Genomic DNA, 22,902 nt, shown 5'->3' with positions numbered 1-22,902 from the left:
TCGGCGCGCCCACGCAGGCGTCGTGGGGTTGAGCTGTGCCTGTATCAATCACCACCGACCGATCCAGCCTTGCGATGGCGTACGTTGTGCGTACACTTGGCCTGTGAGCGCGAAGGCGGAGCGGCTGCACCTGCGGGTGGATGAGCAGCAGAAGGCGTTGCTGGAGGCGGCCAGTCAAGCGGCCGGCGACAGCGTGTCGACGTTCGTGTTGAAGGCGGCGACCGAAGCAGCGGCGGATGTGCTCGCCGACCGGCGGGCGTTCCTGCTGAACGAGGACGCCTGGCGGGTCTTCGACGAGGCGTTGCAGGGGCCGGCGCAGGACGTCGCCGGGCTGCGGGAGTTGCTGACCGGTCCGACGGTGCTCGACCCGCCGACTGATGGTGCGCCACGGTGAGTTCCCGCTTCTCCCTGGTCGAGCCACTGTCGGCCGAAGTCGCGGTTACCGGGTTCGACTGCGGCTCCCGCGCACAGTCGGTGTGGCTGGCCGAGCATGCCCTGCAAGCCCATCGGGCGGGCTTGTCCCGGGTGTACGTGGTGCGGGACAACGAGCACCCCGATCAGCGAGTGGCCGGGTACTACGCCCTGGCTGCCGGCAGTGTCGCGCCCGCCGATGCCTCGCCCCGCTTGCAGCAGGGAGCGGGCCGCTACCACCAACCGGTGGTGATCCTGACTCGGCTCGGGGTCGACCGCAGCGCCCAGGGCGTCGGGCTGGGCCGAGCCCTGGTGGTCGACGCACTGCGGCGGATCGCCGCCGCCTCCGAGGTCATCGGCGTACGCGCGGTGCTCATTCACTGTGAGACGGAAGCCGCCCGCGACTTCTACCAGGGGCTGGCGAAGTTCGAGGCCAGCCCCACCGATCCCATGCACCTGTTGCTGCTGATGAAGGACCTTCGCCGCGCGCTCAGCGGTTGACCCTCCGACCCGGAAGGTCGGCCGATCGGTGCGCAGGGACCGGCCGGCAGTGGGCGACAATCGGTGCCATGCGTTTCCGCATCCTGGGTCCGACCCAGGTGGTGCTGGCCGACGGGCGAGAGGTCCCCGTCGGCGGTCCGCGGTTGCGTGCCCTGCTGACGCTGCTCCTGCTCGACGCGGGCCGGGTGGTCTCCGCCGAGCGGCTGATCGACGGCCTGTACGGGGAGCATCCGCCCCGGGGCGCGGCCAACGCCCTCCAGTCGCAGGTGTCGCGGCTGCGCCAGGCCCTGCCCGCCGAGCACGACCCGATCGAACTCCACCCGGCCGGCTACCGCCTGGCGGTTGATCCGGACGACGTCGACGCGTACCGGTTTGAGCGGCTCGCCGACGCCGGGCGCCGCGCGCTCGGCGGCGGCGACTGGCCCCGGGCAGCGGCGGTGTTGCGCGAGGCGCTGGAGCTGTGGCGTGGTCCAGCCCTGGCCGATGCCACCGGTGTGTCCGCCCAGGCGGCCCGGCTGGAGGAGCTGCGGTTGGCCGCCATCGAGGATCGGGTCGACGCGGATCTGGCGTTGGGCGCGCACGCCGCGCTGGTCGCGGAGCTACGGGAGTTGGTCGTCGCGCACCCGCTGCGGGAGCGGCTACGCGGCCAGCTCATGCGCGCCCTGGCGGCACTGGACCGGACGGCCGAGGCGCTGGCCGAGTTCGAGGATGCCCGACACACGTTGGCCGAGGAGCTTGGCGTCGACCCGTCGGCGGAGCTGGCCGCGGTCCACCTGGCGCTGTTGCGTGGCGCGGAACGCGGGCCGGCCGAACCGGCGCTGCCGAGCCAGCTCACCACGTTCGTCGGCCGGGAGGAGGAACTGACGCGTGTCGGCAGCCTGCTGGGCGAGCGCCGGCTCGTCACCCTCACCGGCCCCGGAGGTGCGGGTAAGACGCGCCTGGCGATCGAGGCGGCCGGCCGAGTCGACGGCGAGGTCCGCTTCGTCGAGCTGGCCGGGCTGGCCGACGGTACGGACGTACCGCAGGCGGTGTTGAGCGCGCTCGGCCTGCGCGACGCGGGCCTGCGGGCCCCCGCCGAGCCGGGTCGGCAGACCACCGATCGGCTGGTCGAGGCGCTCGCCGAGCGGCGACTGCTGCTGGTGCTCGACAACTGCGAACACGTCCTCGTCGACACGGCCCGGCTTGCGGCCCGGTTGCTGAGCGCCTGCCCGGCGTTGCGCGTGCTGGCCACGAGTCGGGAGCCACTCGGGCTGGCCGGCGAGGCGCTGTGCCCGCTGTCCGGGCTCACCCTGCCCCCGCTCGGTGCGTCCGCGCGGAACGCCGACGACTACGCGGCGGTCAGCCTCTTCGTCCAACGGGCCGTCGACGTCGCGCCCGACTTCACCGTCACGCCGGCCAACGTCGAGTTGGTGCTGCGGATCTGCCGCAGCCTCGACGGTCTGCCGTTGGCGATCGAGTTGGCCGCCGCCCGACTGCGGGCGCTGTCCGTCGCCGAGGTGGCCGCCCGTCTCGACGACCGGTTCCGGCTGCTGTCGACGGGCAACCGGGCCGTGTCGCCGAGACACCGCACGCTGCGGGCCGTCGTCGAGTGGAGTTGGGATCTGCTCGACGACGCCGAACGGCGAGTGGCCCGACGGCTCACCGTCTTCGCCGGTGGGGCCACGCTGGAGGCCGCCGGGCAGGTCTGCGACCTGCCCACCGCCGAGTTCGTCGACGCCCTCACCGGCCTGGTCGACAAGTCCTTCGTGGAGATGACCGGCGGCCGATACCGGATGTTGGAGACCGTGCGGGCCTTCTGCGCCGAGCGTCTCGCCGAGGCCGGCGAGGCCGACCAGCTCCGCCGCGCGCACACCGCGTACTTCCTCGGGTTCGCCTGGACCGCCAGCGAACACCTCCGGTGCGCGGAACAGCTGCACTGGCTGCGACTGCTCGACGCGGAACGGGACAACCTGCACGCGGCGCTGCGCCGGGCCACGGCCGCCGGTGACACGTCCGACGCGGCCGGGATGGTCGCGGCCCTGTCGTTCTACTGGTGGCTGCGCGGCATGCGCGGGGAGGGGGCGCGGCTCGCCGCCGACGTCCTCGACCTGCTCGGCCCCGAAGCACCGCCGGGGCTGAGCGAGGAGTTCGCCCTCTGCGTTTACAACGCCTCGCTCGGCGGCTCCGGGCAGCTGCCGTCCCTCGGCACACAGCAGTCCGTGATCCACAGCCTGGACCGGCCACCGCGACAGCCGTTCCTGCTGTACCTGTCGGGGATCTCGACCGGCCCGCCGTCCGACGGCGCGCCCGACGTCGACGAGCTGATGGGTGAGCTGCGCCGACTCGTCGGCCCGGACGCGTGGATCGACGCGCTCGGCGCGATGGGCATCGGCTCGGCACTGATGTGGCGCGGCGAGTGGGAACGGGCCGGGACCATGCTCGCCACCGCGCTCGACGGCTTCCGTAGCACCGGCGACCGGTGGGGCAGCATGATCACACTCGGTGCGCTCGGCGAACTGGCCGCCTGGCAGGGCGACCCGCAGACGGCGGGCGTCCACATGGACCAGGCCATGGAACTGGTCGAGGCACTCGGGTCGGCCGTCGACCAGGCCGACATGCTTCGTACCCGGGGCGAGATAAGGCTGCGCGCCGGTGACCTCGCGGCGGCGCACGACGACTTCGCCGCCGCGCTGCTCCTCGCGCAGCGCGGCGGCGCGCCCGAGTTCGTGGCCAGCGCCCGGCTCGGCCTCGCCCAGGTGGCCCGGGTACGCGGGGACCTGGCCGCCGCGAGACGGTTCTGCGAGGAGGCGTTGACCAGCGGACTCACCGGCTGGTACGTCGGCGAGGCCACCCGCGCGGAGATCGCTCTCACCCTGAAGGAGATCACCGAGGCGGAGAAGGCCGGTGCGCCGCCGTCAGCGGACGGTGCGTGATCCGTCAGCGCCCGACCGCACCGTGGGGGCATGACAACATTCGAGGTGGTCGCCGAGGGGCTGGGCAAGCGGTACGGCCCCACCCGCGCGCTCGACACATTCGACCTGACCGTGCCGGCCGGCACCGTCCACGGCCTGCTGGGTCCGAACGGCGCGGGCAAGACGACGGCGGTACGGATCCTGACCACGCTGCTGCGCTTCGACACGGGACGGGCGACCGTGGCCGGGTACGACGTGCGGCGCCGGCCGGACGAGGTGCGCGCCCGGATCGGGCTGACCGGGCAGTACGCCGCCGTCGACGAGATCCTCAGCGGGCGGCAGAACCTGGAGCTGTTCGGCCGGCTGTTCCGGCTCGGCCCACGGGAGGCCCGTCGCCGCGCCGGTGAACTGCTGGAACGGTTCGGGCTCGACGAGGCGGCGAGCCGGTCCGCCGGTGAGTACTCCGGCGGCATGCGCCGCCGACTGGACCTCGCCGCCAGCCTGATCCGTACGCCGCGCGTCCTCTTCCTGGACGAGCCGACGACCGGCCTGGACCCGCGCAGTCGCAACCAGGTGTGGGATCTGGTTCGTGGTCTCGTCGCGGACGGGACCACGGTGCTGCTCACCACGCAGTACCTGGAGGAGGCCGATCAGCTCGCCGACCGGATCTCGGTGATCGACGCCGGCCGGGTGGTGGCGGAGGGCTCGCCCGACCAGTTGAAGTCGATGACCGGCGGCGACCGGGTCGAGGTGGTGGTCCGCGAGGCGGCCGAGCTGAGTCGTGCCGCCCGGCTCGTCGCGTCGGTCTGCGGCGCGGAGCCCGAACTCGACGCGGAGGTCCGACGGCTCAGCGTGCCGGTGGTCGATCGCGTCGCCGGCCTGGTCGACGTCGTACGCGCGCTCGACGACGCCACCATCGCGGTCGAGGACATCAGCCTGCGGCGGGCCACCCTGGACGAGGCGTTTCTGCACCTGACCGGGCACCGGCCCGACGAGGCCGGCGAGCTTGTCGCCGCCGCGCGAAAGGCGGATGTGGCATGAGCACTGCGATCGCTGACGGCTGGACGATGACCAGGCGGAACATGACCCACGTGGTCCGCGCGCCGGAGGAGCTGATCCTCTACTTCTCGCTGCCGATCATGTTCGTGCTGGTCTTCGGGTACGTGTTCGGCAGCGGCATGCAGGTGTCCGGTGGTGGCGACTACCGCGAATTCCTGCTGCCCGGGGTCTTCGTGATGACCATGCTGTACGGGCTGGGGGCCACCGCGACCGGTGTGGCGCTGGACCTCAGCCGGGGTGTGGTCGACCGGTTCCGGTCGATGCCGATGGCGCGGTCCGCCCTGATGACCGGTCGCAGCGCCGCCGACCTGCTGCGCGGACTGCTGGAGATGTCCACCCTGTTGATCTGTGGGCTGCTCGTCGGGTGGCAGTGGCGACAAGGGGTCGGCAAGGCGTTGCTCGCCGTCGGGCTCCTCCTGCTGCTGCGAATCGCCATCACCTGGGTCGGGATCTACCTGGCGTTGCTGGTCCGCAACCCGGACACGGTCGGTGTGATCGTCTTCCCGGCGGCGTTCCCGTTCACCGCGATCTCCAACGTCTTCGTGTCACCCGAGCTGATGCCGTCGGTCATCGGGACGATCTCCGAGTGGAACCCGTTGTCGGCCACCGTCGCGGCGATCCGCGAACTGTTCGGCAACCCGGGCCTGGGTGGCGACTCCTGGCCGGCGGAGCACGCGATGCTGTTGGCGGTGCTGTGGCCGGTGCTGTTGATCGCGACGTTCGCCCCGCTGGCCGTACGCCGCTACCAGCGACTCAGTCGCTGACTGGGCCGCCGGCGACCCGCCGTAACCCGAACACGGCGGCACCGACGGCGAGCACGCCGAAGCCCGCGAGGACGCTGCCCAACGGCAGGTTGACCGCCAGCAGCAGACAACCGAAGAGCCCGAGGCCGGCGAGGACCTGGACCGGCAACCGCCGGTCCGGGTCCCGGCCCAGGGTGAGCGCCGCCGCGTTGGTGATCGCGTAGTAGACGAGCACCGTGCAGCTGGAGAAGCCGATCGCCTGCCGTACGTCGCCGAGCAGCACCAGCACGATCACCACGGCGGCGACCGCCAACTCGGCCCGGTGCGGCACCTGGTGCACCTGGTGCACGGCCGCCAGCGCGGCGGGCAGGTCACGGCGGCGGGCCATGGCGAGGGCCGTCCGACCGACCCCGGCGACCAGGGACAGCAGCACCCCGACGACCGCGACGGTGGCACCGGCACGGACCGCCCAGGCCAGGCCGGGCAGCCCGGCTGTGGTCACCACGTCGACCAGGGGCGCGGCGGAACCGGCCAGCCGGTCGGCACCGAGCACGCCGAGCGTGACCACGGCCAGCACCAGGTAGATCACGAGCACCACCCCGAGCGCCAGCGGCAGCGCACGCGGGATGGTCCGCTGCGGGTCGCGGACCTCCTCACCGAGCGTGGCGATCCGGGCGTATCCGGCGAAGGCGAAGAACAGCAACCCGGCGGCGGTGAGCACGCCCCGCGCCGAACCGCCCGGCTCGCCGAGCCGGCTCAGGTGCACCGGCCCGCCCACCACACCGACGATCGTGACCAGGGCCAGCACCGCGAGCACCAGCGCGACCAGTGCCCTGGTCACGGCTGCGGTCTTGCCGATGCCGCGCAGGTTCACCGCGGTCACCGCGAGCACCGCGCCGGCGGCGACCAGCCGGGCCTGGCCCGGCCACAGGTACGCCCCGATGGTCAACGCCATCGCCGCGCAGCTCGCCGTCTTGCCGACCACGAACCCCCAGCCGGCCAGGAAACCGGCGAACGGACCGAGGCGTTCCCGGCCGTAGACGTAGGTGCCGCCCGACTCCGGGTAGCGGGCCGCCAACCGCGCCGAGCTGGTGGCGTTGCAGAAGGCGACGAAGCCGGCCAGCACCAGCGCGGGCAGCAGGCCGACGCCGCCGGCCGCCGCCACGGCCGGGCCGAAGACCACGAAGATGCCCGCACCGAGCATCGAGCCCAACCCGATGACAACCGCATCGGGTACGCCCAGCCGCCGCGCCAGTCGATCCACGACCAAACCCTAGGGGTACGAGGTGAACGGCCGGTCCCACGCGCGTAGCCGACCGGGGAGCGGCAGGCCGTCCCAGGGCACCCGGTGCAGCAGCCGGTCCAGGAGCAGGCCCAGCAGCAGCCCGGCCACCGAGTCGGTCAGCCAGTGCCAGCCGAGGTAGGTGGTGGTGGTGAGGACGACCAGCGGCGGCACGATGCGGATCACGGTGACCAGCCGATCCGGTAGACGCCGGCCGAAGCTGCGGGCCAGTGGGGCGAGCAGCAGTGCGATGACGCCGTACCAGACGATGGCGTTGGCGACGTGGCCCGACGGGTAGGACTGCGCGAACCGGACCGGCAGGTCGTCGTGGAACAACGGCAGGGTCTGCTCGGGCGGCAGGAAGGGATCCTTGACGCTGGCGCTCGGTGCCGCCCGCGCGGTCCAGACCTTGAGCGGACCGATCGTGAAGGTGGTGATCACGAATCCGACCACCGGCAGCAGGATGGGCCGCACCGACCGCAGCCGAACGGCCAGCAAGACGCCCAGCCCGGCGCCTATCAGGGTCAGCGGGGTGCCCTGCCCCAGGAAGTTCAGCACCCGGGCCACCCAGTACGCGGCGGCCGGTCGGTGCCCGTCGGCCCAGTCGGCGACCGCCCGGTCCACCCCGAAGAGCTGGTCGGCGGCGAGCGCCACCGTCAATCCGACCAAACCGACCAGCAGCAGCGCGTCGAACCACCACCCGGCCGGCCGGACGGGCCGTAGCCGCAGGTCACGTCGTACCGCTGGGGTGTTGAGCACGCGACCACGCTACCGGCCCGGGGCGAGGCCGGGGTGTGCGGCGCTGTGGGCCCAACCACGATCAGAGGCGGATGCGAGGGGGACCAGTCATGCTTGTGCCCGTGCGGATCACGTCTGCCCTCGTGGACCCGGCGCTGCTCGACCTGCCCTGGTCGACACCGCTGGAGGAGTGGCCTGCCCAACACCTGGTCGCGCTGCCGCAGGGCATCTCCCGACACATCGTCCGGTTCGTCCGGTTGGGCGACTACGTGTACGCGTTCAAGGAGACCCGCGAGCGGATCGCCGAGCGGGAGTACGACCTGCTCCGCTCCCTGGAGCGGATCGACTTTCCCTCGGTCGAGGCGGTGGCGGTCGTCGCCGACCGGCAGACCGAGGACGGGGAGCCGCTGGAATCGGTGCTGATCACCCGGCACCTGCAGTTCTCGCTGCCGTACCGGGCGCTCTTCTCGCACACCCTGCGGCCGGAGACGATGAGCCGGCTGCTCGACGCGCTCGCCGCCCTGATCGTGCGGATGCACCTGACCGGCTTCTTCTGGGGCGACTGCTCGCTGTCGAACACCCTGTTCCGGCGGGACGCGGGCGCGTTCGCCGCCTATCTGGTGGACGCGGAGACGGGTGCCCTGCACAACTCGCTCTCCAACGGTCAACGGGGCGAGGACCTGGAGATCGCCCGGGTGAACATCTTCGGTGAGGCGCTGGACCTGCAGGCCGCCGGCCTGCTGCACGAGTCCATCGACCCGGAGGTGGTGTGCGAGGAGGTCGTGCAGCGCTACGAGCGGCTCTGGCACGAGATCACCTACGAGCAGGCGATCGAGCGGGAGGCCCGGCACGACATCGAGGGCCGGATCCGGCGCCTCAACGAGCTGGGCTTCGACGTCGCCGAGGTGGCCATGTCGTCCATCGACGGTGGGCGTTTCCTGGTCCGGCCGAAGGTCGTCGATGCCGGTTACCACACCCGCCGCTTGCTGCGGCTGACCGGGCTGGACGCCGAGGAGAACCAGGCCCGCAAGCTGCTCAACGACCTGGACGCCTACCGGGCGGAGAGCGACCTGAGCGACGAGCAGCAGGCCGCCCACCGCTGGCTCACCGAGGTTTTTGAGCCGGTGGTCCGGGCCGTCCCCGCGCACCTGCGCCGCAAGCTGGAGCCGCAGGAGCTGTTCGCCCAGATCATCGAGCACAAGTGGCTGCTCTCCGAGCAGGCCGGCCGGGACGTCGGGATGCGCCACGCGGTCCAGTCGTACCTCACCGACGTGCTGGTGCACCGCCCGGACGAGCAGGCCGTCCTCGGCGTGGAAGTCGACAGCCTGACCTGAGCCCCAGCCCGGGTTCCGGGCGTCACTCCACCCAGGAGCCCCCGCGCAGCACGCGCACCACGTTGAGGTCGTCGTCGAGCACCACCAGGTCGGCGCGGAGACCCACCTGGAGGGCCCCGACCCGGTCGCCCAGGCCGATGGCCCGGGCCGGGGTGGTGGCCACCATCCGTGCGGCGTCGGCGATCGGGATTCCGGCGTTCACGGCGTGCCGCAGCGCGGCGTCCATGGTCAGCGTGCTGCCGGCGATCGCGCCGTCGCGGGCGAGCCGGGCCACCCCGTCGGCGACGGTGACGGACTGGCCGCCCAGTTCGTACTCGCCGTCGGGCATTCCGGCGGCGGCCATCGCGTCGGTGATCAGCGCGGCGCGGTCCGGGCCGGCGGTCGCCGTGGCGAAGGTCAGCATGCCGTCGTGCAGGTGCACCCCGTCGGCGACCAGTTCGCAGATGACGGTTGGCGCGTCGAGCAGGGCCACCACCGGCCCCGGCTCACGGTGATGCACCGGCCGCATCCCGTTGAACAGGTGGGTGCCGACGCTGGCGCCGGCGGCGACCGCGGCGCGGGTCTGGTCGTACGTGGCGTCGGTGTGGCCCACCGCCGCCACCACCCGCTGCGCGGTGAGCAGCTTGATCGCCTCCAGCGCGCCGTCGCGCTCCGGGGCGAGGGTGACCATCCGGATCGCGCCCCGGCCCAACTCGATCAGCTCGGTCAGTTCCTCGGTCGACGGGTCGCGCAGGTACTCGGGGTTCTGCGCGCCGCAGCGGACGGCCGACAGGTACGGCCCCTCGAAGTGGACCCCCGCCAACACCCCCTCCTCGACCAACGGGGCGAACGCCTCGGTGGCCGTACGCATCAGCGGAAAGGGCGCGCTGACCAGACTGGCCAGCAGCGTGGTGGTGCCGTGCGTCAGGTGGAAGTCGGCCGCCGCGCGGGCCTCGTCGGCGTCTCCCGTGGTGAAGGTGTGGCCGCCGCCGCCGTGCGTGTGCATGTCGACGAAGCCGGGCAGGATCCAGTGCCCGTCGCGCACCGACGGGTACTCGGCCACCGCCGTGATGCGGTCCCCGTCCCACTCGACGCAGCCCTGGCGGATGACTCCGGTCGGGGTCACCACTCGGCCGTTCACCCGTACGGTCATCGCTTCTCCTGATGGTCACGGACACCCACGGCGTCCAGGGCGAGCAGGGCGGCACCGAGGCAACCGGCCTCGTCGCCGAGGGCTGCCGCCACCAGCTGCGGCTCCCGGTGGAAGGTCAGTCGTTCGTGCAGCGCCGCCCGCAGCGGGGTCAGCAGCCGCTCCCCGGCCTGGGCCAGGCCGCCGCCGAGCACGATCGTCGCCACGTCGAACAGCGCCTGCCCGCTGGCGAGGCCATCGGCGAGCGCCTCGATGGCCTCCTGCCAGACCTGGCTGGCGAGAGGTTCCCCGGCCGCGGCCCGTTCGGCCACCTGGGCCGCCGTCACCGGAGCGTCGGCGGTCTCGCCGGCGAGTTCGGCGTAGCGGCGGCCGATCGCGGCGGCTGACGCCACCGCCTCCAGGCAGCCGGGACGGCCGCAACCGCAGCGCGGACCCCCGGGGCGGACCAGGATGTGGCCGATCTCCCCGGCGGCGCCGTGGGCTCCCACGGCGGCCGTGCCGTTGACGACGTGCGCGGCGGCGATGCCGGTGCCGATCGCCACGAACAGCACGTGGCCGGTGCCGCGTCCGGCACCGAGGCGGGCCTCGGCGAGACCACCGACACGCACGTCGTGGCCGAGCGCCGTCGGCAGCCCGAGCCGCGTCACCGTCAGGTCCCGCAGGGGTACGTCCCGGAAGCCCACGTTCGCCGACCAGACCGCGACCCCGCGCGCCTCGTCCACCACCCCGGGCACGGCGATGCCGACCGCGATCGGGGTCAGCCCGTCGGCGCGGGCCTTGTCGGCCAGCCCGCCGGCCACGTCGAGGATGGTGCCGACCACGGCGGCCGAGCCGCGCGCGGCGTCGGTGGGGTGCCGCTCGGTGCGTACCACCACGCCGTCGGGTCGAACCAGGGCACACTTCATGCCGGTGCCGCCGACGTCCACCGCAACGACCACCCGGTCGTCGGTCATGACGCCAGTACCACTGACCGGGTCAGGTGCCGGGGCGCGTCCGGGTCGAGGCCCCGGCTGGTCGCCAGCGCGACCGCGAAGCGTTGGGCCAGGATCAGGTCGGCCATCGGGTCGACCGGGGTACGCCCGGCGGACCAGCTGCCCAGCACCGTGCGCCAACCGTGCGTGCGGCTGTGCACGAAGGCGGCGCCGGTGGCGGCCACATCCTCGGGCAGCCCCTCGGGCAGCTCACCGAACGCCCAGACCAGTCGGCCCGGCGCGGCCACCGAGATGGGCCCGTGCCGGTAGTCCATCGCGGGGTACGCCTCGGCCCAGAAGGTGGCCGCCTCGCGGCACTTCAGCGCTGCTTCCTGGGCCAGCCCGACCGTCCACCCCCGACCGAGGAAGGTGACCTGCTCGATGCTGGCCGGGTCGATCGGCAGCGGGGACCGCACCGCCACCTCGGCGTCGGCGGCGAGGGCGGTGACCGGGTCGCCGAGCTGGGCCCGGAGCAGGGCCAGCGCGGTGGTCGCGAAGCGGGTCTGCACCACCGACCGCTCGTCGGCGAAGGGCAGGGCCACGGTGGCGCTGGCCAGCTCGACCGCCGGGGACGCGGGGTCGCCGACGATGACGGTGCTGGGTGTCCGCCCGCGCAGCGCGGCGAGCAGGTCCAGCACCTCGGTGGTGGTGCCGGAACGGGTGATCGCGATCAGCCGGTCGTAGCGGCGGTCGGCGGGGAACTCGGACGCCTGGAACGCGTCGGTCTCACCCTGGCCGGCCTGTTCGCGGCGGGCCGCGTACGCCATCGCCATGAACCACGACGTGCCGCAACCGACGACGGCGACCCGCTCGCCGGGGTGGGGGAGGTCGCCGCGTACCACCTCGGCCAGCCCGGCCGCCTCCCGCCAGCAGTCGGGTTGACTCGCGATCTCCGCGTCCACGTATGCCATGGGAACTCCTCGCAGGGCCGACCGATGCGCAATACGGCTCGTTAGACCCGCATTTCGCGCGTTATTCTGCGCGAGCGCGGGTGACCATGGCAACCGACCAGCCGATCGCGCAGGTCAGTCTTTTGCGCCAGCCTAGTTTCGCGCACTAGTGTGCACGCAATCAATCACCGTCCGTGCAGTTGCTGGGAGGGCCCCCGCGGTGGACCGGTACGCCAGATGGAACGCCCTGCTCGAGATGCTGACCGACAACGGCCGGGTCAGCGTCGAGGCGGCAGCCGAGCGGCTGGACGTCTCCCAGGCCACCATCCGGCGTGACTTCGACCAGCTCGCCCAGCAGCAAATGATCACGAGGACCCGGGGCGGCGCGGTCGCCAACGGCGTGTCGTACGACCTGCCCCTGCGCTACAAGACGGCCAAGCACTCGGCCGAGAAGCAGCGGATCGGGGCTGCCGCCGCGGCGCTCGTCACGCCGGGCACCGTGGTCGGCCTGAACGGCGGCACCACCAGCACCGAGGTGGCGAGGGCGCTCGCCGTCCGACCGGATCTGAACACCAGCGCCGAGGGCGCCCAGCTCACCGTGGTGACCAACGCGCTGAACATCGCCAACGAGCTGCTGGTCCGATCCCGGATGAAGGTCGTGGTGGCCGGCGGCGTGGTGCGCCCGAAGTCGTTCGAGCTGGTCGGCCCGCTGGGCGGGGCGCTGCTGCGTGAGGTCACCCTGGACGTCGCCCTGCTCGGTGTGGACGCGGTCGACCCGCAGCTCGGGGCCGCCGCCCACCACGAGGGGGAGGCGGCGATGAACAACCTGATGGTGGCCCGCGCCAAGCGCGTGGTGATCATCGCGGACTCGTCCAAGCTGGGCGGTCACGCCTTCGCCCGGATCTGTCCGATTGAGCGGGTGGAGACGCTGGTGACCGACTCCGGTGCCGCCCCGGAAGTGGTGGACGCGTTCCGCGCTGCCGGCGTCCAGGTCATCTGCGCCTGAGTGGTCACGTTCCGTCGATAAATTAGCCCGATCGGCGCGTCGATGCATACCGCGTATTGCGCAGCGCTGCATACCGCGTATGGTGTCGGCTGTCACGCCCACCCATCGGGGGAGGTGCAGCCTTGCCAGCTGTCCTGGAGATCGAAGGTCTACGTAAGACGTACAAAAGTCGTCGACGCGGCACCCGCAACGCGCTCGACGGCTTCGACATGCGGGTCGACGCGGGGCAGGTGCACGGCTTCCTGGGTCCCAACGGGTCCGGCAAGACCACCACGCTGCGTACGCTGCTCGGCCTGATCCGACCCGACGGCGGCCGGATGGCGCTGCTCGGGCACGAGGTCCCCGACGCGCTGCCCGTGGTCGCCGGTCAGGTCGGCGCGATCGTGGAGAGCCCGCAGTTCTTCCCGCACTTCACGGCACGGGACACGCTGTCCCTGCTGGCTGGTGCCGGCGAAGTGCCCGCCAGCAGGGTCGACGAGGTGCTGGAACTCGTCGGGCTGCGCGACCGGGCCGGCGAGCGGGTCAAGACGTACTCGCTGGGCATGAAGCAGCGGCTCGCCGTGGCTTCGGCCCTGCTGAAGAACCCGAAGCTGCTCATCCTCGACGAGCCGGCCAACGGCCTCGACCCGGGCGGCATCCGGGAGATGCGCACCCTGATGCGTACCCTCGCCGAGTCCGGAATGACAGTGGTGCTGTCCAGCCACATCCTCGGCGAGATCCAGCTGATCTGTGACTCGGTCACCATCATCTCGCTGGGCCGACGGGTCGCGTTCGGCCCGGTCGACGAGGTGCTCGCGCAGCACTCGTCCGGTGCGGTCCGGATCCGGCTGGAGGCGGTCAGCGACCTGCCGGTGGCCACCGAGGCGCTCACCCAGGCGGGGATCCGGGTGACCGGTCACCCGGACCACCTGATGCTGGCCGGCGTCGACAAGCCGGCGTCGGTGACCCGGCTGCTCGCCGAGAAGAACCTCTATGTCAGCGAGTTGGCGCCGATCGCCGTCGATCTGGAGAGCGTCTTCCTCGAACTGACCGCCACCGCGCCGGTACCCGGTCAGCACCGGCAGGTCGACGAGTCCATGAAGGTCGGTGGCACGGGTCAGCCCGGCCCCGCCGGGGGAGGGTGGGGCGCGTGAGCCTCTTTCGTACGGAGTTGCGCCGGCTCACCAAGCGGCGCTTCACCCGCTACTCGACGCTGCTCGGCCTGCTGGTGCTGGCCGCGGTCGTGGTCGGCGTGTTCTTCACCAACCAGAAGATCGACGCCGGCCAGCTCGCCAAGGCCGAGCGTCAGGCCGACCAGCAGTACCAGGAGCAGGTGCGCTGGAGCGAGCAGGAGCGCGCCAACTGCGAGCAGGCAAAAACGGCCGGTACAGCGGACGCCGGCCGTTACCCCGAGGACTGTTCGGTGATCACGGGGCCGCCGCGGGAGGACATCAAGGCGGAGTGGTTCCTGCCCTCGACGTTCAACTTCAAAGACACGTTCGACGAGACGCTGATCCCGTTCGCGGCGATCCTCGCCCTGGTCGGGTTCGTCATCGGGGCCTCCTTCGTCGGCGCCGAGTGGAGCACCGGCGGCATGATGAACCTGCTGCTCTGGCGGCCGAAGCGGCTCACCGTCCTGCTCACCAAGCTGGCCGCGCTGCTCACCGGCATCCTGGCGGTGACGCTTCCCGCCGCGGTGCTGTGGTTCGCCGGGTTCTGGGCGGTCGCCACGTTCCGGGGCAGCACCGAGAAGATGACCTCGGGGGTCTGGCAGTCGTTCCTGCTGACCGGCGTACGCGGCGTGGCACTGGTGCTGGTGCTCACCACCATCGGTTTCGCCCTCGCCTCGTTGGGTCGGCACACCGCGATGGCCCTCGGTGGCGTGGTGGCGGTGATGGTGGTCGGCCAGTTCGGCCTCGGCATCCTGCTGTCCATGGCGGGCGTGCGGTTCGCCGAGGCCTGGCTGCTACCCACGTACGTCCTGGCCTGGATGACGAAGAAGATCACGTTGCAGGACTGGAACTCCTGCAACGCGACCTACTACGGGGAGTGCAAGCCGGCGACGATGGACATCACCTGGCAGCAGTCCTCGGTACTGCTCTCGGTCGGGGTGGTGGTGATCCTCGGGGCGGCGCTCTGGACGATGCGTCGCCGCGACATCTCCTGACCTGACCGACGTGACGCGGCGCGGTCGGCCCGGCCGTCGGGGTTCCCGGCGGCGCGGGGCCGGCCGCGCCGCTTGCTGCGTCCCTGGTCGCCGCTGGCTAGGCTGGGCGGCATGTCCGCCGACGCCACCCCGGCCGCCCCCGAGCCGTCCATCGACGCTCGTCCGGGTGAGGCCGCGGGTGCCGCCGGGCCGACCGTTCCGAACCCCCGACCGGCACCGCCCATCGAGACCGCCGACGAGGCGGTGCCGCCCGCCGACGAGTCGGCGCCGGCCACCGATCCGGCGCCGGGGCTGACCGAGCGGGAACGGGCCATCCTCGCCTTCGAGCAGCAGTGGTGGCGGCACGCCGGTGCCAAGGAGCAGGCCGTCCGGGACACCTTCGGCCTCTCGTCGACCCGTTACTACCAGCTGCTCAACGCTCTGCTGGACAATCCGGCCGCCCTCGCCGCCGACCCCGTGCTGATCAGCCGACTCCAACGACTGCGCTCGTCGCGCGCCCGCAACCGCCGCCGCTGACCCCTTCCGAGGTCCGTCCGTTCCCGCACAACCCTGGGCGATCCTGCATCTTCTGTGGTCGATTCGCGGTCTTTGAGCATTTGCCGGGACACCAAGTGCAAGATCGCGGAGGTGGTCAGCCGGGTGGCAGTGCGGCCGCATGCCGGCTGGCCCGGCGGGTAGGCGAGAGGCGCGCCGAGGCCGCTTGCGACCTCGGGCCCAGGAAGGGAGCGGGGTATGACGGCAACGAACCAGAGCGGCAGAGGACAGCAGGCCCGCCAGGAAGCCTCGCGCGTCGGCCAGCAGGCCGCGCAGGCCGGGGGTCAGGTCGCCCACACCGCAGCTGAACAGGGTGGGCAGGTGGCCGCAGAAGCGCGGCGACAGGCCCAGCAGTTGACCGGTGAGGCGACTGGGCAGCTCCGGGAGCAGGCGCAGTCGCAGCAGCGGCGGGCCGCTGAGGGTCTGCGTGACCTGGGGCAGAACCTCAGTTCGATGGCCGAACGGGACGGCGATTCCGGGCTGGCCGGCCAAGTTGTACGCAAGGCGGCCGACGCCGCCCAGCAGGCCGCAGGTTGGCTCGACGAGCGCGAACCCGGCGAGGTGCTCGACGAGGTGCGCACGTACGCGCGGCACCACCCGGCGACGTTCCTCGCGGGCGCGGCGGTGGCCGGGCTGCTGGTCGGGCGGCTCACCCGTGGCCTGACCGCTCCGGCCTCGGGCAACGGTCAGGGTGGCAACTCGTCCGGTGCTCCGTCACCGGCGCAGGGCGCACCGGTGGACACCGGTGAGCAGCCGTACGTGGGGACGGCACGGGCGCAGAACGTCTCGCCCGCCGGTGAACAGGCACGGGACCTGCCCGGCGGGGTGGCACCGTGAGCGCCCCGGAGAAGGAGCGGACCCAGGCCTCCGTCGGCGAGCTGATCGGCGATGTGACCCGGGACATGTCCACTCTGGTGCGCAAGGAGGTCGAGCTGGCCAAGGCCGAGTTGCGCGAGGAGGTCAACCAGGCGGGTAAGGCCGGCGGTATGTTCGGCGGCGCCGCGTTGGCCGGGTTCCTGGCGGTGCTCTTCGTGTCGTACGCCCTCTGGTGGGGGCTGTCCAACACGATGGACCAGGGGTGGGCTGCGCTGATCGTCGCGGTCCTCTGGGCCGCCGTGGCCGGTGGTCTCTTCATCAACGCCCGGACCCAGCTGAAGCGGGCTCGTGCGCTTCTGCCCCGGACCAAGCAGACCGCCCGGGAGCTACCGGACGCCCTGCGGGGTCGGTGAACGAGTCGGGAGGGAACAGGTCATGTCCAGTGATCCGGATCGGATCCGGCGGGAGATCGAGACCACCCGCAACGAGTTGAGCAGTGACGTCGACGCGCTGACCGACAAGGTCAACCCGCGTCGGATCGCTGGTGACCGCGTCGGGCAGGCCCGCGGCGCGCTCACCCGAGCGAAGGAGAAAATGATGGGCAGCTCGAACCACCTGGGGCACGAGGCTGGCCAACGGATGTCGCACGCGGCCGGTTCGGTACGCAACGAGACCCGTTCACTCGGGCAGCACTCCCGCGAGCAGGCTCAGGGCAACCCGATGGCCGCCGGCCTGGTCGCCTTCGGAGTCGGTCTACTGGCCGCCTCCCTGATCCCGCCGAGCGGACGTGAGCGACAACTCGCCGGGCGCGCGCGGAGCATGGTGAGTGAGCACTCCGGTGAGCTGCGCGAGCAGGCGAGCCAGGTTGGCCACCAGATGCAGGACAACCTGCGGGAGCCTGCGCGGCAGGCGGCGCAGTCGGTCCGGTCCAGCGCCCAGCAGGGCGTGTCCGCGGTACGCGACCAGGGCCGTTCGGCCGCCGGTCAGGTGCAGGGAGAGACGCATGCGGCCGTCGACGACCTTCGACAGCACTGACCCGACCGCTGCGCCGGGGCCGACGCCGGTGATGCGGGTACGCTCCGCGTCCGCGCCGGCCCCGGGCCGGCCGGTCAACGAGGACCTGGTCTTCCGGTTCGGCCCGCTGGTGGGTGTCCTGGACGGCGCGACGGTGCCGGACGGCTTCGACACCGGCTGCGTGCACGGGCCCGAGTGGTACGTCCGGCACCTGGCCGCCCGGCTCGGCGTCGCCGAGGCGGTACGCCCCGCCGCCCGGCTGACCAGCAACCTGGCGGCGGCCATCCTCGCGGTACGCGCCGACCACGGCGGGCAGTGCGACCTCGACCATCCGGGCACCCCGTCCAGCACGGTCTGCCTGCTGCGGGAGTGCGGAGACCAGGTGGACTACCTGGTGCTCTGCGACAGCCCGCTGGTCCTCGACGTCGGCGGGCAGGTCAGCGTGGTCACCGACAACCGGCTGGACGCGGCGATGGCGGAGCTGCGGGAGACCGTGGCCATCGTGCCGGGCGGCGCGGCGGACCCGGTGACCCGGTTCCGGCACGCGGTGAGCGTGCAGCGGGAGCGGATGAACCGTACCCACGGCTACTGGGTGGCGGCTTCCGACCCGGACGCGGCCTTCCACGCGGTGACCGGGAACGTGCCCCGACACGGTACCGGGGCGATCCGGCGGGCGGCGCTGCTCAGTGACGGAGCGTCAAGCGCGGTGGAGCAGTTCGAGCTGACCGACTGGGCTGGTCTGCTGGACCTGCTCAGCGCCGACGGCCCGGGCGCGTTGATCGACCGGGTCCGGGACGCCGAGCGCGACCACCCGGACCGGCTGCGGCGACACAAGTCCACCGACGACGCGTCGGTAGTGTTCTGCGAGTTCGAAAGCGGCGGTTTGAGCGTTCGACACCCGGTCGGGTGACAACGCAGCGTGAGGTGGAACACCCGGACCGCCCGACCGGCCGGTACCGCTGTCCGGACCGGCAGTGGATGGCCAATGGGGTGGACTTCGCCCGATGAGGGCGGCAGACTGCGGCACGTGGCGGGTGCGGTCCGGCTGGAGCCGGTGGACGAACGGAACCTGGAGCCGTTGCTCTCCGTAGCGGCTGCGGAGGCGGAGCCCGGTGATGTGATGCCTCCGGTGGAGGCACCCGCCGGCTGGTCGCTCGCCCGCCGCGAGGCGTTCCGCGAATTCCACCGGGCGAGCTTCGGCGGGCTGGACGGCCCGACCCGCTCACAGATGTACGCCATTCTCCTCGGCGGCGAGGTGGTGGGCATGGTCCGGATGACGCGCTGCGACGAGCCCGGCACGGTGGAGACCGGGATGTGGCTCGGCCGCTCGGCGCGGGGGCAGGGGGTCGGCGCGGCCGCCCTGCGGGAGCTGCTGAATTGCGCAGCTCGGGCGGGTATGCGGGCGGTGGTCGCCGAGACCACCTCGGACAACATCGGCGCGGTGGCCGTCCTGCGGAAGTGTGGCGCGAAACTGCGCGAGGACGACGGCAAGGTACGCGCCGAAATCTGCCTCGACTCGACGCCACCCGCCCGCTGAGCGGACCGGTCCGCCCGTTGAACGGGCCGGCGGGGCCGGCGGCGACCGTGCGGGCCGCCGCCGGACCCCCACGGTTAGGCCGGTAGCCGGACGATGTCGTAGTCGGTGCTCGGCGTCGACTCCACGTCGAAGCGGCCGTTCACCACGTACAACGCCGAGCCGAACAGGTCGCCGGTGGCCAGCGACCGCAACTGCGGGCCGGTGATCTCCCGCTGCACCACTCCGGCGGTGTAGCCGGCGTTCAGCCGGACCACCGCGATGACGTTGCTCAGGTTCCGGATCACGTGCAGGGTGCGACCGCGCAGCACCAGCCCGTCGGCCCGGTCCACCGAGTAGCCGCCCAGGTCGAAGAGGCGGCTGTCGCCGGTACGCGGATCGACGCGTACCAGCTGACCGGTCAGCATCTGCGCGACCAGCAGATCACCGTTCGGCAGCGCCACGATCCCGTTGTTGAACGCGTCCGGCGTCGCGCCCGGACCGCGCAGCGGCAGCACCCGGAAGGCGTCGGAGGCCGGCAGTCGATGACCCGGGCCCAGCGGCACCACGTACAGCACGGGCCGGACGGAGTCGGTGAAGTAGATGGCCCGCTTGGTGATCACCAGGTCGTTGACCAGTGTGTTCGGGTCGGTGGTGAACTGGTAGTGGGCCAGCCGGGCGCCGGTGTTCGGGTCGTACACGCTGGCCCCGCCACCGAAGAAGTCGGCGGTCCAGAGCCGGCCCTGCGGGTCGAGTTTGAGGCCCGCCTTGGCGGTGCCCGGTGTGCCGGGAATCAGCACCGAGCCGCGCCCGGTGCGTAAGTCACCCCGCCACACCGCACCATCCAGGACGGAACCCACGTAGACGGTGGTGCCCCGACCGATCGTCAGTCCTTCCGGGGTGAACCCGTCCGGCAGCGCGATTCGGGCGGGGAACTGTCGCACCGGATGGGCCGGTGCCGGCGCGCCGACCGAGACCAGGGTCGCCGCCGCCACGAGGGGGGCGAGGAGGAGAGAGAGCTTTCTGCGCAAGGAACACCACCTGACGTCGCAGTGGATGTCTCCACTGAGGAGTGTGACGTCTAAGGGACGTCCGGGGCGCGCCAAAAGGTTGTGCTGGGTTGATCACTCACGGTTGGCGGCGTACGCGGCCAGCCCGGCGACCTGGGCCGGGTCCAGCGAGGGGCGTACCCGGGCCCGTGCGGTCGACACGTGCTCGGCGGTGACCGTGGCGGCGGCGAGCGACTCCCGCATCGCGGCCAGGGCCGCCTCGCGTACCAGCGCCGCGCAGTCCGCGGCGGAGAAGCCGGTCAGCTCGTCGCCGAGGGCGGCCAGGTCGACGTCCGGCGCCAACGGCACCTGCCGGGACGCGGCCCGCAGGATCTCCGCGCGGGCGGGCCCGTCCGGCGGCGGCACGTAGACCAGCCTCTCCAACCGGCCCGGCCGCCGCAGCGCCGGGTCGACCAGGTCCGGCCGGTTCGTCGCGCCGATCACCACCACGTTGCGCAGCGTCTCCACCCCGTCCAACTCGGTGAGCAGGGCGGCGACCACCCGGTCCGTGGTGCCACCGTCGGTGGCCTGGCCGCGTACCGGTGCCAACGCGTCCACCTCGTCCAGGAAGATCAGCGTGGGGGCCGCCTCCCGGGCCCGACGGAACAGTTCGCGAACCGCGCGTTCGCTCTCACCCACCCACTTGGAGAGCAGTTCGGCACCCTTGACCGACAGCACGTTGGCCCGCCCCGAGCCGGCCAGCGCGGTGACCAGGTACGTCTTGCCGCAGCCCGGTGGCCCGTAGAGCAGAACGCCGCGCGGTGGCTGCACCCCGAGCCGGGCGAAGGTGTCCGGGTAGGTCAGCGCCCACAGCACCGACTCGGTCAACGTCTGCTTGACCTCGTCCAGGCCGCCCACGTCGTCCAGGGTCACCGAGGCCAGGTCCAACGTGGACGACGCCATGGTGGTGGGCCGGACCACCTCCCGGGCGGCGTCGAAGTCGGCCATCGACACCGTCGGCGTCTCGGCGGACTTCTGCCGCAGCGCGGCGCGTACCCCGGCCTCCCGGACCAGGGCGGCCAGGTCCGCCGCGACGAACCCGGGGGTACGCGCGGCCACGTCGTCCAGCCGGACGTCGTCGGCCAACGGCACCTGCCGGGTCAGCACGGTGAGTTGTTCGCGGCGCAGCGCCTGATCGGGGAGCGGAATGCTGATCCGCAGCGACAGCAGGTCGGGCGCGCGCAGTGCGGGGTCCACCGCTTCCGGCCGGCTGGAGGTGCAGACCACGGCGAGGCCGGCGCTGATGCTCTCCGCGAGCACCTGGCGGAAGACCGTCGCCACCGGGCCGGGTTCGTCCGCGGGTGCGAGCGCCTCGACGTCGGTGACCAGCAGGACCGCCGGCCCGCCGGCGCGGGCCGCCGTCGCCGCGGCGCGCAACCGGTCGGCGGCGGCCCGGCTGGTCAGGGCGGCCACCTCCGGCCCCCAGAGTGGGTGGACGCGGGCACCGACCCGGGCCGCGACGGCCCGGACCAGCGCCGACTTCCCGGAGCCCGCCGGGCCGACCAGCAGCACCCCCAACGAGATGGTGGTGCCGAGCCGGCCCAACACCTCCCGGTGGTGGAAGCCGAGGTCCAGCAGTTCGGTCAGCTCCTCGGCCTGGGCCCGCAGCCCGGGCAGTTCGTCCACGTCGGGGGCGTCCTCCGCCGCCACCGCGTCGGCGGGCGCACCCGGCCGGTCCGTCGCGGTGTCGACCGGGGCCGGCCCACCGTGGGTGGTCGCGCCGTGTTCCCACCCGACCACCGTGCCCATGGTGACCAGCGCGCCCGCCGCCGGGTCGATCGAGACCACCCTGAGCAGGGTGCTGGTCCAGGCGACACCGACCGTGTTGGCGAGGCTGTGCCGCGCCGCCTCGACCAGGCTGCGCACCGAGGCGTCCGGCAGTACGTCCTGCGGCAGCAGCGACACGTCGTCACCGGCGGTGAGCACCTTGCCCAGCAGGGCGAGCCGGAGCATCTCCGGGCTGACCGCCGCGACGACCTCCACCGGCCCGGCCAGGACGACCCGGCCCGCCGGAACCAACGGCACCGGGCTCACCCGCACCTGCCCGCCGTCGCGCAGACCCAGGTTGCCCAACGTCAGGTCGTCGGCGTACAGCAGGGCGCTGCTCGCGCCCGGTCCGGCCGCCGCCGCGATGCCCGCCGTCTCCCGGCGGCCGGCAAGGCGGACCGGGTCCCCGGGGCGTAGCCCCAGCGCGGTCAGTGCCTCCGGGTGCAGGCGCACGATGCCCCGTCGGGCGTCCAGCGCCGCCGGCCGCAGGCTCGCCGTCAGGGTCAGGTCTGGTTGCGCCACTGCCCGACCGTAGCCGTCGGCAGCCAGCCCCGCCGGTCAGCGACCCGGATCCAGCTCGTCCAGCAGCGTCGGGTCGCGTCGGATCAGCTCGGCCAACCGGGCCGCCGGGTCCGGGGTCAACCCGTCCGGGCCGGGCGCCCAGGCGGGCACCGTCCGGCCGGAGAGCGGCCAGGCCGGCGGGGGTTCCACCGGGGCCGGCGGGGGCACCGGACCGACCGTGACGGTCGGCCCGTCCCAGGAGACCCGCATCGGGTACGTCCGCCCGGCGTGCTCCACCTGCACGGTCACCGCCAGCCCGGGGTGGGAACCGACGACCTGGCGGACCGCCTCGGCCACCTCTTCGACCGGCCCCCAGCCGGGCACGTCGCTCGGGGCCTCCACCCCCGCGTGCCGCGGGCCGTGCCGACCCGGCCGGTCGTTGCGGGTGCCGCCGTCGAGGGCGGGCGGGCCCGACGGTGCGGTGGTGTCGTCACGGTCGGTGGCCCGACGGCGCGACGCCTCCTCACGTCGGGCCAGCCGGGCCAGCGTCTCGTCCAGGTCGCCCCTCACCAGATCACCTCTTCCCGCCACGGCCGGAGCTGGTCGG

23 protein-coding genes are annotated in these 22,902 nt (G+C 72.7%); 15 read left to right on the top strand and 8 right to left on the bottom strand.

What is annotated here, in order from left to right; genetic code table 11:
* Positions 1-103: 103 nt before the first annotated feature.
* The 5 genes from EV382_RS23385 (at position 104) to EV382_RS23365 (ending at position 5,626) form a co-directional block, all read left to right on the top strand.
* Positions 104-394: a type II toxin-antitoxin system TacA family antitoxin gene (locus EV382_RS23385; protein WP_130405188.1), complete on the top strand. Its 291-nt coding sequence runs from the start codon at positions 104-106 to the stop codon at positions 392-394.
* A complete protein-coding gene (locus EV382_RS23380; RefSeq protein ID WP_130405186.1) occupies positions 391-912 on the top strand; it encodes a GNAT family N-acetyltransferase in 522 nt (173 codons plus the stop codon). The genes EV382_RS23385 and EV382_RS23380 overlap by 4 nt, the downstream gene beginning before the upstream one ends.
* Positions 913-980: 68 nt before the next feature.
* Entirely contained in the window at positions 981-3,824 is a 2,844-nt protein-coding gene (locus EV382_RS23375) for an AfsR/SARP family transcriptional regulator (RefSeq protein ID WP_130405184.1), read from the top strand.
* Between the two features lie 30 nt (positions 3,825-3,854).
* Positions 3,855-4,844 (top strand): ATP-binding cassette domain-containing protein, encoded by a 990-nt coding sequence (locus EV382_RS23370; RefSeq protein WP_130405182.1) that lies wholly within the window; start codon positions 3,855-3,857, stop codon positions 4,842-4,844.
* Positions 4,841-5,626: an ABC transporter permease gene (locus EV382_RS23365; protein WP_130405180.1), complete on the top strand. Its 786-nt coding sequence runs from the start codon at positions 4,841-4,843 to the stop codon at positions 5,624-5,626. The genes EV382_RS23370 and EV382_RS23365 overlap by 4 nt, the downstream gene beginning before the upstream one ends.
* On the opposite strand, the gene EV382_RS23360 is transcribed toward EV382_RS23365, so the two are convergent.
* Both EV382_RS23360 and EV382_RS23355 read right to left on the bottom strand, forming a co-directional pair.
* Positions 5,616-6,869, bottom strand: coding sequence for an APC family permease (locus EV382_RS23360; protein ID WP_130405178.1), 1,254 nt, complete (start codon positions 6,867-6,869; stop codon positions 5,616-5,618). The two genes, EV382_RS23365 and EV382_RS23360, sit on opposite strands and share 11 nt — an antisense overlap.
* A gap of 9 nt (positions 6,870-6,878) precedes the next feature.
* A complete protein-coding gene (locus tag EV382_RS23355; RefSeq protein WP_130409126.1) occupies positions 6,879-7,616 on the bottom strand; it encodes a phosphatase PAP2 family protein in 738 nt (245 codons plus the stop codon).
* Between the two features lie 119 nt (positions 7,617-7,735).
* On the opposite strand from EV382_RS23355, the gene EV382_RS23350 reads away from it, so the two are divergent.
* Complete coding sequence (locus EV382_RS23350) at positions 7,736-8,959, top strand: DUF4032 domain-containing protein (RefSeq protein WP_130405176.1); 1,224 nt, start codon at positions 7,736-7,738, stop codon at positions 8,957-8,959.
* Positions 8,960-8,981: 22 nt separating this feature from the next.
* On the opposite strand, the gene nagA is transcribed toward EV382_RS23350, so the two are convergent.
* Genes nagA through EV382_RS23335 form a run of 3 tightly spaced genes read right to left on the bottom strand, consistent with a single transcriptional unit; the run spans position 8,982 to position 11,970 of the window.
* On the bottom strand, positions 8,982-10,091 hold the full coding sequence (gene nagA, locus EV382_RS23345) for an N-acetylglucosamine-6-phosphate deacetylase (RefSeq protein WP_130405174.1): 1,110 nt from the start codon (positions 10,089-10,091) through the stop codon (positions 8,982-8,984).
* Positions 10,088-11,041 carry an ROK family protein gene (locus tag EV382_RS23340; protein ID WP_130405172.1) on the bottom strand — a complete coding sequence of 318 codons (954 nt, stop codon included), beginning with the start codon at positions 11,039-11,041 and terminating at the stop codon, positions 10,088-10,090. Before EV382_RS23340 ends, nagA begins: the two co-directional genes overlap by 4 nt.
* Complete coding sequence (locus EV382_RS23335; protein WP_130405170.1) at positions 11,038-11,970, bottom strand: SIS domain-containing protein; 933 nt, start codon at positions 11,968-11,970, stop codon at positions 11,038-11,040. Before EV382_RS23335 ends, EV382_RS23340 begins: the two co-directional genes overlap by 4 nt.
* A gap of 199 nt (positions 11,971-12,169) precedes the next feature.
* Between EV382_RS23335 and EV382_RS23330 the strand changes: the two genes are divergently transcribed.
* From EV382_RS23330 to EV382_RS23290, 9 genes are all read left to right on the top strand, one after another.
* Positions 12,170-12,955: a DeoR/GlpR family DNA-binding transcription regulator gene (locus EV382_RS23330; RefSeq protein WP_130405168.1), complete on the top strand. Its 786-nt coding sequence runs from the start codon at positions 12,170-12,172 to the stop codon at positions 12,953-12,955.
* 122 nt (positions 12,956-13,077) lie between these two features.
* Positions 13,078-14,088, top strand: a complete 1,011-nt coding sequence (locus tag EV382_RS23325) for an ATP-binding cassette domain-containing protein (protein WP_130405166.1) — start codon at positions 13,078-13,080, stop codon at positions 14,086-14,088.
* Positions 14,085-15,101: an ABC transporter permease subunit gene (locus EV382_RS23320; protein ID WP_130405164.1), complete on the top strand. Its 1,017-nt coding sequence runs from the start codon at positions 14,085-14,087 to the stop codon at positions 15,099-15,101. The genes EV382_RS23325 and EV382_RS23320 overlap by 4 nt, the downstream gene beginning before the upstream one ends.
* A gap of 111 nt (positions 15,102-15,212) precedes the next feature.
* Positions 15,213-15,617: a DUF3263 domain-containing protein gene (locus EV382_RS23315; RefSeq protein WP_130405162.1), complete on the top strand. Its 405-nt coding sequence runs from the start codon at positions 15,213-15,215 to the stop codon at positions 15,615-15,617.
* Positions 15,618-15,833: 216 nt separating this feature from the next.
* Positions 15,834-16,472: a hypothetical protein gene (locus EV382_RS23310; protein ID WP_130405160.1), complete on the top strand. Its 639-nt coding sequence runs from the start codon at positions 15,834-15,836 to the stop codon at positions 16,470-16,472.
* Positions 16,469-16,864 (top strand): phage holin family protein, encoded by a 396-nt coding sequence (locus tag EV382_RS23305; protein WP_130405158.1) that lies wholly within the window; start codon positions 16,469-16,471, stop codon positions 16,862-16,864. Before EV382_RS23310 ends, EV382_RS23305 begins: the two co-directional genes overlap by 4 nt.
* A 22-nt stretch (positions 16,865-16,886) precedes the next feature.
* Positions 16,887-17,486 carry a DUF3618 domain-containing protein gene (locus EV382_RS23300; protein WP_130405156.1) on the top strand — a complete coding sequence of 200 codons (600 nt, stop codon included), beginning with the start codon at positions 16,887-16,889 and terminating at the stop codon, positions 17,484-17,486.
* Positions 17,455-18,375, top strand: coding sequence for a hypothetical protein (locus EV382_RS23295; protein ID WP_130405154.1), 921 nt, complete (start codon positions 17,455-17,457; stop codon positions 18,373-18,375). Before EV382_RS23300 ends, EV382_RS23295 begins: the two co-directional genes overlap by 32 nt.
* Before the next feature lie 117 nt (positions 18,376-18,492).
* On the top strand, positions 18,493-19,002 hold the full coding sequence (locus EV382_RS23290; RefSeq protein WP_130405152.1) for a GNAT family N-acetyltransferase: 510 nt from the start codon (positions 18,493-18,495) through the stop codon (positions 19,000-19,002).
* Positions 19,003-19,076: 74 nt separating this feature from the next.
* Here EV382_RS23290 and EV382_RS23285 read toward each other — a convergent pair whose 3' ends face one another.
* From EV382_RS23285 to EV382_RS23275, 3 genes are all read right to left on the bottom strand, one after another.
* Positions 19,077-20,009, bottom strand: coding sequence for an NHL repeat-containing protein (locus tag EV382_RS23285; RefSeq protein ID WP_130405150.1), 933 nt, complete (start codon positions 20,007-20,009; stop codon positions 19,077-19,079).
* Positions 20,010-20,102: 93 nt separating this feature from the next.
* Positions 20,103-22,316, bottom strand: a complete 2,214-nt coding sequence (locus EV382_RS23280; RefSeq protein WP_130405148.1) for an AAA family ATPase — start codon at positions 22,314-22,316, stop codon at positions 20,103-20,105.
* Between the two features lie 36 nt (positions 22,317-22,352).
* Positions 22,353-22,865: a hypothetical protein gene (locus tag EV382_RS23275; protein WP_130405146.1), complete on the bottom strand. Its 513-nt coding sequence runs from the start codon at positions 22,863-22,865 to the stop codon at positions 22,353-22,355.
* Positions 22,866-22,902: the final 37 nt, after the last annotated feature.

It is taken from the genome of Micromonospora violae (assembly GCF_004217135.1).
Lineage (GTDB): Bacteria > Actinomycetota > Actinomycetes > Mycobacteriales > Micromonosporaceae > Micromonospora > Micromonospora violae.
This window is presented reverse-complemented; position numbering and strand designations above follow the sequence as displayed.